The organism is Variovorax sp. P5_A3, from assembly GCF_056400665.1.
Genome location: NZ_JBFUKW010000051.1, coordinates 1 through 14,938 on the forward strand (window position 1 = coordinate 1; position 14,938 = coordinate 14,938).

Genomic DNA, 14,938 nt, shown 5'->3' on the forward strand with positions numbered 1-14,938 from the left:
ACCAGGTCTTCCACGTCCCCCCAGCGCCGCGAGGGCGTGCGGCCGATCAGCCAGTTGGAGAACTCCGGGTTCTTCACCAGCGCATCGTTGAGCTCGGTCTTGAAGTAGCCGGGCCCGATGCCATTGACCTGGATGCCGTGCTGGCCCCAATCGATCGCCATGCCCTTGGTCAGCATCTTCACAGCGCCCTTGCTGGCGGTGTAGGGCGCGATGCCGGGGCGGCCCAGTTCGCTCTGCACCGAGCAGATGTTGATGATCTTGCCGCGCTTGCGCGGGATCATCCGCTTGGCTACCGCCTGCCCGACCAGGAACACGCTGTCGAGGTTGGTCTTCATCAGCTCGTGCCAGTGCGCTTCTTCGAACTGGTCCAGCGGCGCGCGGCGTTGCATGCCGGCGTTGTTGACGAGGATGTCGATCGGGCCGATCTCGGCCTCGATGCGGTCGAGGGCACTGTTCACCGCGTTGCCGTCGCTGACGTCGAAGGCGGCGGTGAAGACCGTGGCGCCTTCATCCCGCAAGTGCGCGGCGGCCTTCTCCAGCTTGTCGGGCGAGCGCGCGTTGAGGATCACGCGGGCGCCCGCGCCGGCCAGGCCGCGTGCGAGTGCGAAGCCGATGCCGGCGCTGGAGCCGGTGAGGAGGGCGGTTCGACCGGCAAGGTCAAAGGACTTGAGGACGGAGTGCAAACGGATCTCCTTGTTTCTGCTGAGCGGGCGAGGACTTCGGGGTTCACGGGCGTGGGCGGATTGCCAGCGTGCGCGCCGCAGCCGAGCGCGGCAATCAGGCGGCGATGTCGGGAAAGGTGGCACGGGTTGCCCGAACAGAGGGGCGCAAGATGTCTCCGGGGTTGTTCGATGCTCGCGAGGTGAGGACGACACGTTACGCACTCCGCTGGTGCACACCAAGACGAGTTCGCTCTGATCCCATCGGGAACGCTGATGGCGGCTCGTGCCAACGGCTGCCATCAGCGTCTGCGATCGCCGTAGAGCAAAGCCGTCTTGGCCGCGGCGGCCGGAAATGCCTACTGTTCGTCCCATAGCAACGCAGAGGAACCCCAGTGACCCCATCCCGGATCTCGTCGCGCATCCGCCGCATCAAGCCATCACCGAGCGCCGCGGCGGCCGAGCGCTTCGCCGAACTTCGCCGCGAAGGCAGGGACATCATCAATCTCGCCATCGGCGAGCCCGATTTCGACACGCCGGCGCACATCCGCCAGGCCGGCTGCGATGCGATCGAGCGCGGCGAGACGCGCTACACGCCGGTCGCAGGCACGCTCGCGCTGCGCCAGGCCATCGCGGCCAAGCTGAAGCGCGAAAACGCCCTGGACTATTCCCCGCGCGACATCATCGTGACCTGCGGCGCCAAGCATGCGCTGTTCAACGCGCTGTCGGTGACGGTGGAAGAGGGCATGGAAGTCATCATTCCCGCACCGTACTGGGTGTCCTATCCCGACATGGCGTTGGCCTGCGACGGCACGCCGATCATCGTGCAATGCCGCGAGGAGGACGACTTCCGCCTCACGCCCGGCGCCCTGGAAGCCGCGATCACGCCGAAGACGCGCTGGCTGGTGTTCAATTCGCCAACCAATCCGACCGGCACCACGTACACACCCGCCCAACTGCGCGCCCTGGCCGATGTGCTGATGCGCCATCCACAAGTGATGGTGCTGACCGACGACATCTACGAGCACATCCGCTTCGACGACATCGAGCCGCAGCATCTGCTCGCCATCGAGCCGCGACTGCGTGACCGCACACTGCTGGTCAATGGCGTTTCGAAGACCTATGCGATGACCGGGTGGCGAATCGGCTATGCGGCCGGGCCGGCGGACATCATCGGGGCGCTCGACATGCTGCAGTCGCAGTCCACCAGCGGCGTGTCCTCGATGAGCCAGGCGGCGGCGTCGGTAGCGCTCAATTCCGAAGCGACCTTCCTGCCTGACTGGGTTGCAACCTACAGGAAGAGGCGCGACGCCGCGGTGCGCCTCCTCAATGCCATCCCCGGCATCCGCGCCCGCGCGCCGGGCGGTGCCTTCTACCTCTACCCCCATTGCGGCGGCCTGATCGGCAAGCGCACGCCCGCAGGCAAGGTGCTGGAGACCGACAACGACGTCGTCATCCACTTCCTGGAGGCGGGCGGCGTCATGGTGCTGGCCGGCACGGCGTACGGCCTGTCGCCGTATTTCCGCATGTCGACCGCCACCAGCGTCGAGCAGATCGAGGAAGGCTGCCGCCGAATCGCCAGCGCAGTCGCGCTGCTTTCCTGAGCCCATCAGGAATGGTGATGCCCGGAGCCGGATTCCATATTGGCCCTTTCGGCTCGCCGTTCCTACCATTGATTCACGTCCCCACCCTTCACCTGCAATCGACCGGAGAAATGCGATGAGCTGTTATCCCACGACCCCCACCCTTGGCGCGGCTGCACGGGGGGCCGCCGTTGCGCTTCTCGGCCTGTGTGCCTTCTCGTATGCTGCAGCGCAGGCTGGCGATCCGATCAAGATCGGGATCATCAGCCCGATGAGCGGCCCGAACGCGCGCTACGGCGCCTTTGCGAACAAGGGCGCGGCGCTCGCGGCCAGCGAGATCAACGCGGCCGGCGGCCTGCTCGGTCGCAAGGTGGTGCTGTTGAGCGGTGACAGCCAGTGCGTGCCCTCGGAAGGCGTGGCGGCGACGCAGCGCATGATCAGCCTGGAGAAGACGCCGATCATCATCGGCGACATCTGCAGCTCGGTGACGCTGGCGATGCAGCCGATGGCGGAAGAGTCGAAGGTGCTGCTGGTCAACGCCGCGTCGTCCAACCCCGACATCACCTACAAGGCCGGCGTCGGCGGCTTCAAGTGGACCTTCCGAAACTACCCGACGGACGAGGTGCGCGCGGCCACGGTGCTCGAGTACTCGGTCAAGACCAAGGGCTTCAAGAAGTTCGCGGTGCTGTCGGTGGACAGCGACTACGGCCGCGGCGCGATCAAGTTCACCAAGCGCTACCTGCCGAAGTACGAGGGCGCCGAGATTCTCAGCGAGGACTATTACAAGGATTCCGAAACCGACTTCCGCACGGTGCTGAGCAAGATCCGCCGTTCCGGTGCGCAGGCGATCATCCTCTACGGTCAGGCTGACACCACGCCGATCATTGCGCGCCAGATGCTCGAGCTGGGCCTCGCCGGCAAGATCGCGCTGGTCGGCAACGGCGAGTTCAACACCAAGGACACGATCGCCGCTGCGCCGAAGGTCATGAACGGCGCGGTCGAGGCGGCCGCATGGTTGCCTGAGGTGCCCGCCCCCCGCAGCCTGAAGTTCGTCGAGGACTACAAGAAGGCCAACGGCGGCGAGATGCCGAACAACCATGCCTACACGCACTACGACACGCTGCAACTGATCGCGCAGGCCATCCGCAATGCCAAGAGCGCAAAGGGCGAGGACGTGCGCAACACGCTGGCCGGCATCCACTACGAAAGCCCGATGGGCGGCGTGACCTTCGATGACCACAACCAGGCTGTCCTGCCGATGGCCCTGGTCGAGATCGTCGATGCCAAGCCGGTCATCAAGGGAATGATCACCACGAAGGTGGACTACGGGACCAGCGCCAAGTAAGGCGCAAGGACCCCCGTTCGAGGACTTCCACGTGGACTCCTTCATCTTCGAGCAGATCGTCAACGGCATCATCACCGGGTCGATGTACGCCCTGGTGGCTGCCGGCATGACGATGATCTTCGGTGTGCTGCGAGCCATCAACTTCGCGCACGGCGAGTACTACATGCTGGGCACTTTCGCGGCCTGGTGGGTCATGAGCCACCTCACCTCCGAGTACAGCCTGGCGATCATTGGCGGCGTGGCCATCGTGAGCGTAATCGCGGTGGTCATCGGACGCCTCGTCATGCAGCGGCTCGTGGGGCAACCCTTCCAGGCCGGCGTGCTGGCCACGCTCGGCCTGTCGCTGATCCTCCAGAACGTCGTGATCCTTGCCTTCGGCGGTGGCTACAAGGTGTTCTCGGGCGGATGGATCGAGCCGATCGAGATGGGCGACTTCGGCATGTCGCAGCAGCGCGTGATCCTGGTCGGCGTCACGGTCGTGGTGTTTGTCGCACTCGAATGGATGGTGCGCAGCACGCGGCTCGGCCGTTCGATCCGCGCGGTGTCGCAGAACATCGAGTGTTGCCAGGTCAATGGCATCGACGTCGAGCAGGTGGTGCGAAAGACCTTCCTGATCGGCGTCGCGATCGCGGCCCTGTCGGGCATCCTCACCGGCCCGATCAACGTGAGCATCTACGGTGGCATGGGCGAATCGATCACGCTCAAGACCTTCGCCGTGATCGTGATGGGCGGCATGGGCAACGTGCGCGGCACGCTCATCGCCGGGATCCTGCTGGGCGTGGTGGAAAGCCTGGTGGCCGGCTACATCGGGTTGCAGTACCGCGACTCGGTCGGCTTCATCGCCTTGCTCCTGATGCTGATGCTGCGGCCGCACGGCCTGTTCAGCAGCAAGGCCAGGTTCTGACAACCCACCTCATGCAACAGGCCATCATGTCAACCACCACGCTGGACACCCCCCGCCTGCCCGCTGCGCGGCTCGCCACGGTCAACTGGAGCGCTTGCGCCCTGGCCATGGTCGCGCTGCTCGCGGCGCCGCTCTTCCTGGGCGACTACTACCTGCATGCCATGGTGCTGGCGATGATCTTCCTCCTGCCCGCCCTGGGCTTGAACCTCATCCTCGGCTACACCGGCATGCTCTCGCTCGCGCAGGGCGTCTTCTTTGGCATCGGCGCGTATGTGTCGGCGCTGATGTCGATCCACTTCGGCACCTCGTTCGTCGTCAACCTCGTGGCGGCCGGGCTCGCGGCCGGGCTCATCGCCTTGCCGCTCGGCATTCCTGCGCTGCGGCTGCGCGACACCTCGTTCGTGATGTGTACGCTGGGCCTGGTCGTGATCGCGCAGATGGTGTCGAAGAACTGGGTCGACCTGACGCGCGGCGACATGGGCCTGTCGGGCGTGCCGCGTCCCCGGATCGGCTTCGGTGACTGGGTCTTCACGGTCATCAAGGCGCCCGAGTACTTCTACCTGACGCTGGCGATTGCCGCGCTTGCGGTGCTGGGCTTCGTGGCCCTGATCCGCTCACCGGCCGGCCGCTGCATGGTGGCGATCCGCGACAACGAGCGGCTCGCCGAATCGCTCGGCGTGCCGACGTGGACCTACAAGCTGCTCGTCTTCATGCTGAGCGCGGTTTTCGCCGGCCTCGGCGGCAGTCTCTACGCCCACTTCTCGACGGTGGTGAGCCCCCTGGTGTTCCAGGCTTACTACTCCAACACGATCCTCATCATCGTTCTGGGTGGCGGTGTCGGCAAGATTCCAGGTGCGGTCATCGGCAGCTTCGTCTTCGTGGCGGTGTCGGAGGCGCTACGCATCACGCCGGAATTGCGCATGGTGATCTACGGCATCGTGCTGCTCGGCCTGGTGTTCATGTTCCCGCAGGGCCTGGCGCCGTTGTTCGAGCGCTTTGCAGCACGCATCGCCGGCGTCGGCAGCGACAAGGGGGTGGCGAAATGACCGCCGACACATCCATGCTTCGCATCGAAGGCCTGCGCAAGAATTACGGTGCGGTGGCGGCCTTGCAAGGCGTCGACATCGAGGTGCACCGCGGCGAGGTGATGGGCCTGATCGGTCCCAACGGCTCGGGCAAGTCGACGCTGTTCGACTGCTGTACTGGCTTGCAGAAGTGCGACGCGGGGCGCGTGCTGCTCAAGGGCGTCGACATAACCGCCTGGCCGATGAACCGTATCGCCCGCGAAGGACGCTTCTTTCGCAGCTTCCAGAAGACGGTGGTCTTCCCGACGCTGGACTGCGAGGAAAACCTCGTGCTGGCGGGCCAGATGTCGAGCTTTCCGAACGTGCTGTCGACCTTCTGGATCGGGCCATCGGCCAAGCGCCGGGTCAGCGCCTTGCGCAAGCGGGCGAAGGAACTGATCGAGATCGCAGGCCTGTCGCGCGTGGCGCACCTGCCGGCGGGCAACATGTCCGGCGGCCAGCAGAAGCTGCTTCAGTTCGCTTCCATGCTGATGCCGGAACCGGAACTGATCCTGTTGGACGAGCCGCTCGCCGGGATCAACCCGATCCTCATCGAGAAGGTGATCCAGAGCATCGAGCACGCGAACCGCGAACTGGGCGTGACCTTTGTCGTGATCGAGCACAACACCGATGTGCTCATGAATCTCAGCCACCGCATCGTCGTGCTGCACCAGGGCGCCAAGCTCGCGGACGACACGCCCGAGGCGGTGGTGCGCAATCCCGAAGTCATCGAAGCCTATCTGGGCGGCTGAAGCGGAGCACACCATGGAACTCGAAATCGACAACCTGTATGCCGGCTATGGCCATCTGGACATCCTGCACGGCGTGGACCTGAAGATCCGTCACGGCGAATTCATCACATTGCTCGGGCCCAATGGAGCCGGCAAGTCGACACTGCTGAAGTCCCTGTTCGGCATGACCACCCACAAGGGTGGCGCGATCCGCTGGAAGGGCAAGGACATCGCGGGCCTCAAGCCGCAGGCCATGCTGGGCCACGGCATCGCCTATGTGCCGCAGGGCCGCTGCAACTTCCAGTTGATGACCATCGACGAGAACCTGGAGATGGCGGCTTACACCATCAAGGGTGGTGACCTCAAGGGCGAGCGCGACTATGTCTACGACCTCTTCCCGATTCTGCAAAAGCGCCGCAACGAACTGGCGGGGAACATGTCCGGCGGCGAGCAACAGTTGCTCGAAATGGCGATGGCCGTGCTGCGCCGGCCGGAGATCCTGCTGGTCGATGAGCCCTCGGTCGGCCTGTCGCCACAGGCGATCACGCTGGTCTTCAACGAACTCAAGCGCCTGCACAAGGGCGGCCGCACGATCCTGCTGGTCGAGCAGAACACACGCAAGGCGATGGAGGCGGCCGAGCGTGCCGTGGTCCTTCGCCTGGGCAAGGTCATCTGGGACAGCCCCGTCGGCGAACTGAGCAACGCCGATCTGGGCGAACTGTTCATGACAGGTCGCCGCGCATCCGATACCGCCACGGCCTGATCTCCAGGCTACTCAACCGAACACTTAGGAGCTGAAAAGCATGAAACTGGCATTCGACACAGGTGGCACGTTCACCGACTTCGCCATGACCGAGGACGACGGCAACATCCTGCTGCACAAGGTTCTGAGCACGCCGGACGCACCTGCGCGCGCCGTGCTCCAGGGCGTGGATGAGCTGCTGGCCAAGGTCCGCGCCAGGGACGCGGGCAAGGCCAAAGCCAAGGCCAACGGGGCGTTGCAGATCCTCGGCGCTACCACGGTGGTGACCAACGCGGTGCTGGAGCGCCGCGGCGTGCACACCGCGTTCATCACGACCGATGGCTTCCAGGACATGCTGCGCATCCGCACCGAAGGCCGTTACGACCTGTACGACCTGCGCATCCAGTACCCGGCCCCCCTGGTGTCGCGCGAGTTCTGCTTCGGCGTGGAAGAGCGCATCGCCGCCGACGGCACCATCGTCAAGGCACTCGATGAAGAAGGCGTGCGCGCGATCGCTCGCACCCTGCTCGAACGCAAGGTCGAATCGGTTGCGGTGTGCCTGCTGCATGCCTACAAGTACGCGCAGCACGAGCGGCGGGTGGCGGAACTGATTGCGGAGGTGGCGCCGGGGATCTCGGTGTCCCTGTCGTCGACGGTCTGCCCCGAGGTGCGCGAATACGATCGCGCGTCGACCACCGTGGTCAACGCCTATACGCGGCCGATGATGGTCGGCCATGTGAACCACCTGGAGCGCGAGTTGTCGCAGCGCGGCGTCGAAGGGCAGTTGCTGTGGATGACGTCGAGCGGCGGCGTCGTGCCGAGTTCGTCGGCCTCGCGCACGCCCGTGCGCCTGATCGAATCGGGTCCGGCCGCGGGCGCGGTGGCTGCGGCGGACTATGCAAGGCAGGCTGGCGAGCAGAGCGTGCTCTCGTTCGACATGGGCGGCACGACGGCCAAGCTGTGCCTGATCCCGAATGGCCAGCCGATGGTGGCCAACGACCTCGAAGTGGCGCGCCACGAGCGCTTCCGCAAGGGCAGCGGCTTTCCGCTGAAGATCCAGTCGATCCACATGATCGAGATTGGAGCCGGTGGTGGCAGCATCGCGGCGCGCAACAAGATGGGCCTGCTGAGCGTCGGTCCGCGCAGTGCCGCGGCTGCTCCCGGCCCCGCCTGCTATGGCCGTGGCGGCACCGAGCCGACCGTGACCGATGCGGATCTGCTGCTGGGCTATCTCGACGAGAAGTCCTTCCTCGGTGGCGACTTCGCGCTCGACCGTCCGGCGGCGGCAGCGGCAATGGCGCGCCTCGCCAAGGACCTGGGCATCAGCGCCGAGCGCGCCGCCTGGGGCATCCACGACATGGTCAACGAAAGCATGGCCGAGGCCGCTTCGATGCAGTCGACCGACAGCGGAGTCGACCCGCGTGCGCTGCCGCTGATCGCCTTCGGCGGGGCGGGACCGGTGCACGCCTATGGCGTGGCCCGCAAGCTCGGCATCCGCAAGGTGATCTGCCCGCTGGGTGCGGGCGTGACCTCCGCCATTGGCCTGCTCGGCGCGCCGGTGGCAGCCGACTTGTCGACCAGCCTGCCGATGAGGCTGTCGGCATGGAACCCGAGCGCGGTGAACGTGGTGAAGTCCAGCCTCGCAGTCCAGGGCCGCGAGGTGGTGCTGGCCAGCAAGGTGCCGGCCGACCGCATCAGCTACGCGTACACGGTCGACATGCGCCACGTGGGGCAGGGCTACGAGATCTCCGTCGCGCTGCCGGAATGCGATCCGGCCGACCCGGCCTTCCTGCCTGAACTGCTGTCGCGTTTCCACGCGAACTACGTGGCGCTGTATGGTCGCGCAGTGACCGGCACAGACGCCGAGATCATCACCTGGCGCATCCGTGCCAGCGGACCGAAGGCGGCTGTGTCGCTCGCCAATCTGCGCGGCGAGGCCGGCGCGGTGCGCGACCCGCGCAAGGGCACTCGCCCGGTGTTCTTCTCCGAACTCGGCAAGACCGTCGACACGCCGGTCTACGACCACTACGCGCTGCTGCCGGGCGTGCCCGTCGAAGGGCCCGCAATCATCGAGCAGCGCGAGTCGACCGTCGTCATGGGGCCCAACGCGAGCGCCTCGCTCGACGACCAGCACAACCTCATCATGCTTCTGAACTGAAGGCCACACGTCATGTCCATGCTCAAGCCCGACTTCAACGACCCGATCACGCTGCAGGTGATGTGGGACCGCCTGGTGTTCATCGCCGACCAGGCCGACAGCGCCCTTGGCCGCACCGCCTTCTCGCCGATCGTGCGCGAGAACCACGACTACGTGAACGTGCTGCTGGACGCCAAGGGGCGCGCGCTGGCACAGTGCACCTGGTCGATCCCGGTGTTCATCACCACGCTCCCGATGGCCGCGCAGAATTACTTCCTGCCGGCGTTCCCACCCGAGTCGCTGGAGCCCGGCGACGTGCTCGCGACCAACGACCCGATCATCGGCACCGGCCACCTGCCCGACATGGTGATGCTCACACCGATGTTCCGCAACGGCAAGATCGTGGCCTATGCGGGCAGCATCGCCCACCTGCCCGACATCGGCGGTCGGCCGCAATCGCCCGACTCGACCGACATGTTCGAGGAGGGCATTCGCATCCCGATGCTCAAGCTGTTCAAGGCCGGCAAGCCGAATGCCGACGTGTTCTCCGTCATCGAGGCCAGCGTGCGCCTGCCGCACGAAGTGCGCGGCGACATCCAGAGCATGGTCGCCGCCAACGAGGTGATGTGCCGCGAGTTCATGCGCTTCATGGACGAATACGGGCTGGACGATTGCGAAGGCTTGGGCGAGGCGATCTTCAGTCGTTCCGAGCGCCACATGCGCAAGGCCATCGCGGCCTGGCCCAATGGCAGCTACAAGGCCGACATGACCATCGACGGCTTCGAGACCGAGGTCAAGCTGTGCGTCAGCGTCGAGGTGAAGGACGATTCGATCCATGTCGACTACACCGGCACCTCGCCCGAGGTGGCGCGCGGCATCAACGTGGTGCCGCACTACCGCGTGGCGCACAGCGTCTATGCGCTCAAGTGCCTGCTCGACCCGGACACGCCGAACAACGAAGGGTGCATGGTCGCGTTGACCGACTCCGCACCCCAAGGCTCCATCCTCAATCCGCGCCCCCATGCCGCAGGCGCCGCGCGCAACCTGGTCGGCCACTGCATTCCCAGCCTGATCTTCAAGGCCTTGCAGGATGTGGTGCCCCACGGTGCGATGGGCGATAGCGGTGGCGCGCCGATCTGGGGCATCAATTGCCAGGGCCAGCGCTCGGACGGCACGGCCTATGGCAGCGCGCAGAACTTCCACGGTGGCCAGGGCGGGCGCTCGTCGATGGACGGGCTCGACACGCTGAGCTTCCCGTCGAACTGCCGCGTCACGCCGATCGAGATGTACGAACTGGCGGTGCCGGTGCTGACCGAATGCAAGGAGCTCATCCCCGATTCGGGCGGCCCGGGCAAGTTCCGCGGCGGCCTGGGCCAGCGCGGCGTCATCCGCAACCTCTCGGACCGCGAGATGAACATCTACCTGAGCACCGAGCATGTGAAGTATCCGTGCCTCGGTGTGCTCGGCGGACAGGCTGGCCGCAACGGCGCCGTGCTGCATGACGGCAAGGCCGTCTTCGCCAAGGGGCGGCTGGTGCTGGCGCCAGGCGAGCGACTGCAGATCGAACTGCCCGGGGGCGGTGGTTGGGGCGAGGCGCTCGAGCGCCCACGCGAACTGGTGGAAGACGACTTGCGCCAAGGCCTGGTCAGCTCCGAGCGTGCGCGCGTCGACTATGGCTATGTGCCCGGGGCCGCACCCGTGGTCGCACCTGCTGCAAAGCCTGCCGAGGTGCTGGCGTGACGGCTGGCGCGGCGCTGAAAGGGCAGGTCGCGCTGGTGACCGGCGGCGGCTCGGGTATCGGCCGCTCGACGGCTTTGATGCTTGCCGCCGAGGGCGCGCGCGTGGTGGTCATGGGCCGGCGCAAGGAGCCGCTGGACGCGGTAGTGGGCGAGATCAGCGCGGCGGGCGGGGAAGGCTGGGCCCGCCAAGCCGACCTCCAGAGCCGCGAACAGCTGCAGGACCTGGTGCGATGGATCGAAGCCGAGGTCGGCCCGGTTGGCATCCTGATCAACAACGCAGGCCTGACGAGCCGCGTTCGCAACATCCGCTGGATCGAGCCGGATGACTGGGAGTCGGCGATTTCGGTCAACCTGACGGCCGTCTATGTGCTGATCCAGGCGGTGCTCCCGGGCATGCTGGCGGCTGGCGCAGGCACGGTGGTCACGGTGTCCTCACTGGCGGCGGTACGGCCGAATCTGCTCGGCGGCGCCCCCTACGGCGCGGCAAAGGCAGCCGTCGTCAACCTCATGGGCTTCCTGCACGGCACCTTTCGCAACAACAACATCCGCTCGACCACGATCCTGCCCGGCGAGGTCAACACGCCGATCATGGACACGCGCGTGCGGCCGCCGACGGCCGCGGAACGCGCGGCGATGGTCGCGCCCGATGACGTGGCCCGCGCCATCCTGCTGGCCTGCACGCTGCCGCAAGGCACCACGATCGAGCAACTCGTCATCAGCCCCACGCTCGCGCGCGACCAGGGCCCGGATGTCGAGATCAGCCGCTGGCTCGGCGCGCCCGAAGGCACGCCCGGCAAACCCTGAATCGAGAGACACGCAATGAGCACTTCCCTACACCAAGGCCTGGCACGCGGCGACTCCGTGCTGATGGTCAACCCCAACCATATCTCGCCCACGCTGTGCGAGAAGCTGGTGCGCTCGGGCGCCGATTCCGTCTTCATCGACTGCGAGCACGGGCTGGCGAGCTTCGAGGACGTCCACCACATGGCCAAGGCTGCGCGCTATGCCGGCGGCTTCGGCATCGTGCGACCGCAAAACCAGGAACGATCGACCATCACGCGCTGCCTCAATGCGGGTGCCGACGGCGTCATGGTGCCGCTGATTCACACGGCAGAGATCGCCCGCCAGGTGGTGCACACCTTCCGCTACGCCGTGCCCGACGACCACGCCAGCAAGCTGTTGGTCGGCATGGTCGAGTCGGTGGAGGCGGTGCGCAACCTCGACGAGATCCTGGCCGTGGAAGGCATCGATGTGTTCTTCGTCGGGCCGGGCGACCTGTCGCAGTCCATGGGCTATTCACCCGCGGTCGCAACCGGCAAGCGCCGCCCCCAACCGGTGATCGACCTGGTGGATGAGACCTTGCAACGCATTCGCGCAGCCGGCAAGGTGGCGGGCACGCTGGTCGTGCGCCAGGACGTGGAGCACCTCGTCTCTGTCGGTGCGCAGTTGCTCTACTACCATGCGGACCCGTTCGTGGCGGAGGGCGTGAGTGCGATGCGACAACTTTCCGCGCCGGCGACGGTGGCGCTCGAAGCGCATTGAAAGTCAGGGCGGCTGCAGGCCGGACGCGTCCGGTGCGCGGATGCCGGCGAAGCGTCCCTCCACGAACAGCTCATTGACCTGCTTGCGAAGAATGGCCAGGACAGCGCTGGCCTGGTCGGACATCGGCAGATGATCGGTCACGCACAGCGAAATCGTTGCCTGCATCCCCGGCTCGACGATGCGGCGGACGACCGGTCCATCGGGTGCGGGCGAGACGCCCGCGACTGCGGCAGGAAGGATCGTTGCGCCTAGACCGGCATCGATTGCCTGGCGCAGCGTGGCTGCGGATTCGATCTCGGCCGTGATTCGCGGCGTGACGCCAATACGCGCAAACTCGTCGTCGATGATCCGCCGCAGGAAATGCATGCGGCTCGGCAGCAGCAGATCGAACCCGGCGAGGTCGCGCAGCGCAATGGTCTGGTCAATTGACGGCGGCAACGTGGTGCCGGCCGGCGCCACGAAGAACAGTTCCTCTGTCAACAAGGGTTGCAACTGGAGGCCCTTGATTGGACTGCCGGCATAGATGACGGCCATGTCCATGCGGCCCGTCATCACCATTTCGCTGAGCACGAGTCCGAAACTGTCGTTGATGAAGAGGCTGACGTTCGGGAACTCGCGGCGTACGGCCTGAAGCAGCGGCGTGGAGAGGATCGATGCGGTACTGTAGGTGGCCAGGCCTACCGACACCGGCCCGGCGATGAAGCCATCTTCGCTGCGCGACATCAACTCGCCCTCGGCCTGCTCGAGGTGGGTGAGAATCAACTGGGCATGCCTGTACAGCGCGCTGCCCGGCCGGGTCGGCGCAACGCCGGCGTTCGAGCGGCTCAACAGCTTGTGCCGGAAGTGGTCTTCGAGCGATGCAATGTGCTGGCTCAGGGCCGACTGCGCCACACCCAGTTGCTGCGCCGCAGCCGAAAGGCTCCTGGCGTCCACGGCGGTGACAAAGCTCTTCAGGGTCTTGAAATTCACCGTCATGGTCGCGTGATCGTAACTCCGGTTGACGGCTCGATACGGTGGCTTGATGCTTGCTTGAAGAAGCCAGCAGCAACCAAGAGGGCCCCCTGTGAATCTCCGGCGCTTGAAGTATTTCGTGAAGATCGTCGACGTCGGAAGTTTGACCCAGGCGTCCGAAGTGCTTCATGTCGCACAGCCTGCCCTGAGTCAGCAGATCGCGACGCTGGAAGGGGAGTTCAAGCAGCAATTGTTGCTGCGCACGCAGAAAGGCGTGGAGCCCACCGAGGCGGGGAAGGTGCTGTATCGGCACGCGCAACAGATCTTGCGTCAGTTCGAACAGGCACAGGCGGATGTGCTCAATGCGGGTCGTGCATTGTCGGGGCAGGTCTCCGTCGGACTTGCCCCCGGTACCGCAGCCTCCACGCTCGCGTTGCCGTTGCTTCAGACCGTTCACGGTCGCTATCCGCAGATTGTGTTGCACATCAACGAGAGCCTCGGCACCACGCTCTGCGATGTGGTGCGCGAAGGCCGGATGGACATGGCGGTCCTCTATGGCGGCGGGCGCACCATCCAGGGCCTGTGCTTCGACCAGCTGCTGACCGAGAGCCTCTGCGTCGTCGCGCCGCCCGGTGTACTGGGAATTGGGGAAGAGGTCCGGCTTGAGAGCTTGCGCGATGTCGACCTGCTGTTGCCACGTGCCACGAATGAACTTCGCAGACGGGTTGACCAGGCATTCGCGGCCATTCAGATGGTGCCACGTGTCGTTGCGGAAATGGAGTCATCCGACACGCTCGCGGCCGCCGTGGCGTCCGGCGTGGCTGCGACGATCCTGCCGTGCTCGGCGGCGCGTGGTGTAGCGGCCGCCGCATCTGGCGATGTGCGGCGCATTGTGTCCCCGACGGTTGAAATGCCGCTGGCCCTATGCTGCGCGGACCACCTGCCATTGTCCGAACCCGCCCAGGCGGTGAAAGCCATCCTGCTCGAGTTGGCCAGCAAGCGGATGGTCAACTTGGCGCCGCTGGACGAAAGCTTGTTGCTCAATCGAAATTGAGGATCACCTTCATCGCCTGCGTGCGATCGGCCGCCAGCGCAAATGCGCGTGCCGAATCGCGGTAGGACAGGGTCGCGGAAATCAGCGGCTTCACATCGACCAGCCCCTTGTTGAGCAACTCCACCGCGATCGCGAATTCCTCATGAAAGCGGAAGGCACCGCGCAGATCGAACTCCTTGGCGACGATCGTGTTGATCGGCAAGGTCATCTCTCCGCCCAGGCCCAGTTGCACGATGATCCCGCGCGGTCGGATCGCGTCGAAGGCGCCGCGCAGTGCACGCTCGTTGCCGCTGGCCTCGAACAGCACGTCGAAGCTGCCCTTGTCGGCCGTGAAGCGCGCGAGGCCGTCGGGTTGCTCGGCCACGTTGATCACCTCGTCCGCCCCCACCTTGAGCGCCTTGCCCAGGGTGTGGCTGCCGACATCGGTCGCCACGATGTGCGTCGCACCCGCACGCCGCGCCGCGATGATCGCGAGCGCGCCGATCGG

At 65.8% G+C, this 14,938-nt stretch carries 14 protein-coding genes; 11 read left to right on the forward strand and 3 right to left on the reverse strand.

The genetic code is table 11. The features are described from left to right. Positions 1–683, reverse strand: a 683-nt coding sequence (locus tag AC1D3B_RS35725) for an SDR family NAD(P)-dependent oxidoreductase (RefSeq protein ID WP_478195395.1), incomplete at its 3' end; no start/stop codon positions are given. A gap of 371 nt (positions 684–1,054) precedes the next feature. On the opposite strand from AC1D3B_RS35725, the gene AC1D3B_RS35730 reads away from it, so the two are divergent. From AC1D3B_RS35730 to AC1D3B_RS35775, 10 genes are all read left to right on the forward strand, one after another. After that, positions 1,055–2,263, forward strand: a complete 1,209-nt coding sequence (locus AC1D3B_RS35730; RefSeq protein WP_478195396.1) for an aspartate transaminase — start codon at positions 1,055–1,057, stop codon at positions 2,261–2,263. Positions 2,264–2,378: 115 nt separating this feature from the next. Next, positions 2,379–3,587: an ABC transporter substrate-binding protein gene (locus AC1D3B_RS35735; protein ID WP_478195397.1), complete on the forward strand. Its 1,209-nt coding sequence runs from the start codon at positions 2,379–2,381 to the stop codon at positions 3,585–3,587. 31 nt (positions 3,588–3,618) lie between these two features. Then, positions 3,619–4,491, forward strand: coding sequence for a branched-chain amino acid ABC transporter permease (locus AC1D3B_RS35740; protein ID WP_478195398.1), 873 nt, complete (start codon positions 3,619–3,621; stop codon positions 4,489–4,491). A 26-nt stretch (positions 4,492–4,517) separates the two neighbouring features. Further along, positions 4,518–5,537 carry a branched-chain amino acid ABC transporter permease gene (locus AC1D3B_RS35745; protein WP_478195399.1) on the forward strand — a complete coding sequence of 340 codons (1,020 nt, stop codon included), beginning with the start codon at positions 4,518–4,520 and terminating at the stop codon, positions 5,535–5,537. Continuing rightward, complete coding sequence (locus AC1D3B_RS35750; RefSeq protein ID WP_478195400.1) at positions 5,534–6,307, forward strand: ABC transporter ATP-binding protein; 774 nt, start codon at positions 5,534–5,536, stop codon at positions 6,305–6,307. Before AC1D3B_RS35745 ends, AC1D3B_RS35750 begins: the two co-directional genes overlap by 4 nt. Before the next feature lie 13 nt (positions 6,308–6,320). Next, positions 6,321–7,049: a branched-chain amino acid ABC transporter ATP-binding protein gene (locus AC1D3B_RS35755; RefSeq protein WP_478105652.1), complete on the forward strand. Its 729-nt coding sequence runs from the start codon at positions 6,321–6,323 to the stop codon at positions 7,047–7,049. Between the two features lie 40 nt (positions 7,050–7,089). Continuing rightward, a complete protein-coding gene (locus AC1D3B_RS35760; protein WP_478195401.1) occupies positions 7,090–9,186 on the forward strand; it encodes a hydantoinase/oxoprolinase family protein in 2,097 nt (698 codons plus the stop codon). Positions 9,187–9,198: 12 nt separating this feature from the next. After that, positions 9,199–10,905, forward strand: a complete 1,707-nt coding sequence (locus AC1D3B_RS35765) for a hydantoinase B/oxoprolinase family protein (protein WP_478195402.1) — start codon at positions 9,199–9,201, stop codon at positions 10,903–10,905. Further along, positions 10,902–11,708 (forward strand): SDR family oxidoreductase, encoded by an 807-nt coding sequence (locus AC1D3B_RS35770; protein ID WP_478195403.1) that lies wholly within the window; start codon positions 10,902–10,904, stop codon positions 11,706–11,708. Before AC1D3B_RS35765 ends, AC1D3B_RS35770 begins: the two co-directional genes overlap by 4 nt. 15 nt (positions 11,709–11,723) lie before the next feature. Beyond that, complete coding sequence (locus AC1D3B_RS35775) at positions 11,724–12,446, forward strand: HpcH/HpaI aldolase family protein (protein WP_478195404.1); 723 nt, start codon at positions 11,724–11,726, stop codon at positions 12,444–12,446. 3 nt (positions 12,447–12,449) lie between these two features. Here AC1D3B_RS35775 and AC1D3B_RS35780 read toward each other — a convergent pair whose 3' ends face one another. Further along, on the reverse strand, positions 12,450–13,421 hold the full coding sequence (locus AC1D3B_RS35780) for a LysR substrate-binding domain-containing protein (protein WP_478195405.1): 972 nt from the start codon (positions 13,419–13,421) through the stop codon (positions 12,450–12,452). Positions 13,422–13,509: 88 nt separating this feature from the next. Here AC1D3B_RS35780 and nac point away from each other — a divergent pair, with 88 nt between their 5' ends. Further along, complete coding sequence (nac, locus tag AC1D3B_RS35785) at positions 13,510–14,451, forward strand: nitrogen assimilation transcriptional regulator NAC (protein WP_478195406.1); 942 nt, start codon at positions 13,510–13,512, stop codon at positions 14,449–14,451. Here the strand turns inward: nac and AC1D3B_RS35790 are convergent. Further along, positions 14,438–14,938 (reverse strand): zinc-binding dehydrogenase (locus AC1D3B_RS35790; RefSeq protein WP_478195407.1); only part of this gene is annotated, 501 nt, incomplete at its 5' end. The two genes, nac and AC1D3B_RS35790, sit on opposite strands and share 14 nt — an antisense overlap.

Bases quoted from the DNA above. Each gene is read 5' to 3' on its own strand.
- AC1D3B_RS35735 (WP_478195397.1), top strand. From the start codon at position 2,379: ATGAGCTGTTATCCCACGACCCCCACCCTTGGCGCGGCTGCACGGGGG.
- AC1D3B_RS35745 (WP_478195399.1), top strand. From the start codon at position 4,518: ATGTCAACCACCACGCTGGACACCCCCCGCCTGCCCGCTGCGCGGCTC.
- AC1D3B_RS35750 (WP_478195400.1), top strand. From the start codon at position 5,534: ATGACCGCCGACACATCCATGCTTCGCATCGAAGGCCTGCGCAAGAAT.
- AC1D3B_RS35755 (WP_478105652.1), top strand. From the start codon at position 6,321: ATGGAACTCGAAATCGACAACCTGTATGCCGGCTATGGCCATCTGGAC.
- AC1D3B_RS35760 (WP_478195401.1), top strand. From the start codon at position 7,090: ATGAAACTGGCATTCGACACAGGTGGCACGTTCACCGACTTCGCCATG.
- AC1D3B_RS35765 (WP_478195402.1), top strand. From the start codon at position 9,199: ATGTCCATGCTCAAGCCCGACTTCAACGACCCGATCACGCTGCAGGTG.
- AC1D3B_RS35775 (WP_478195404.1), top strand. From the start codon at position 11,724: ATGAGCACTTCCCTACACCAAGGCCTGGCACGCGGCGACTCCGTGCTG.
- AC1D3B_RS35780 (WP_478195405.1), bottom strand. From the start codon at position 13,421: ATGACGGTGAATTTCAAGACCCTGAAGAGCTTTGTCACCGCCGTGGAC.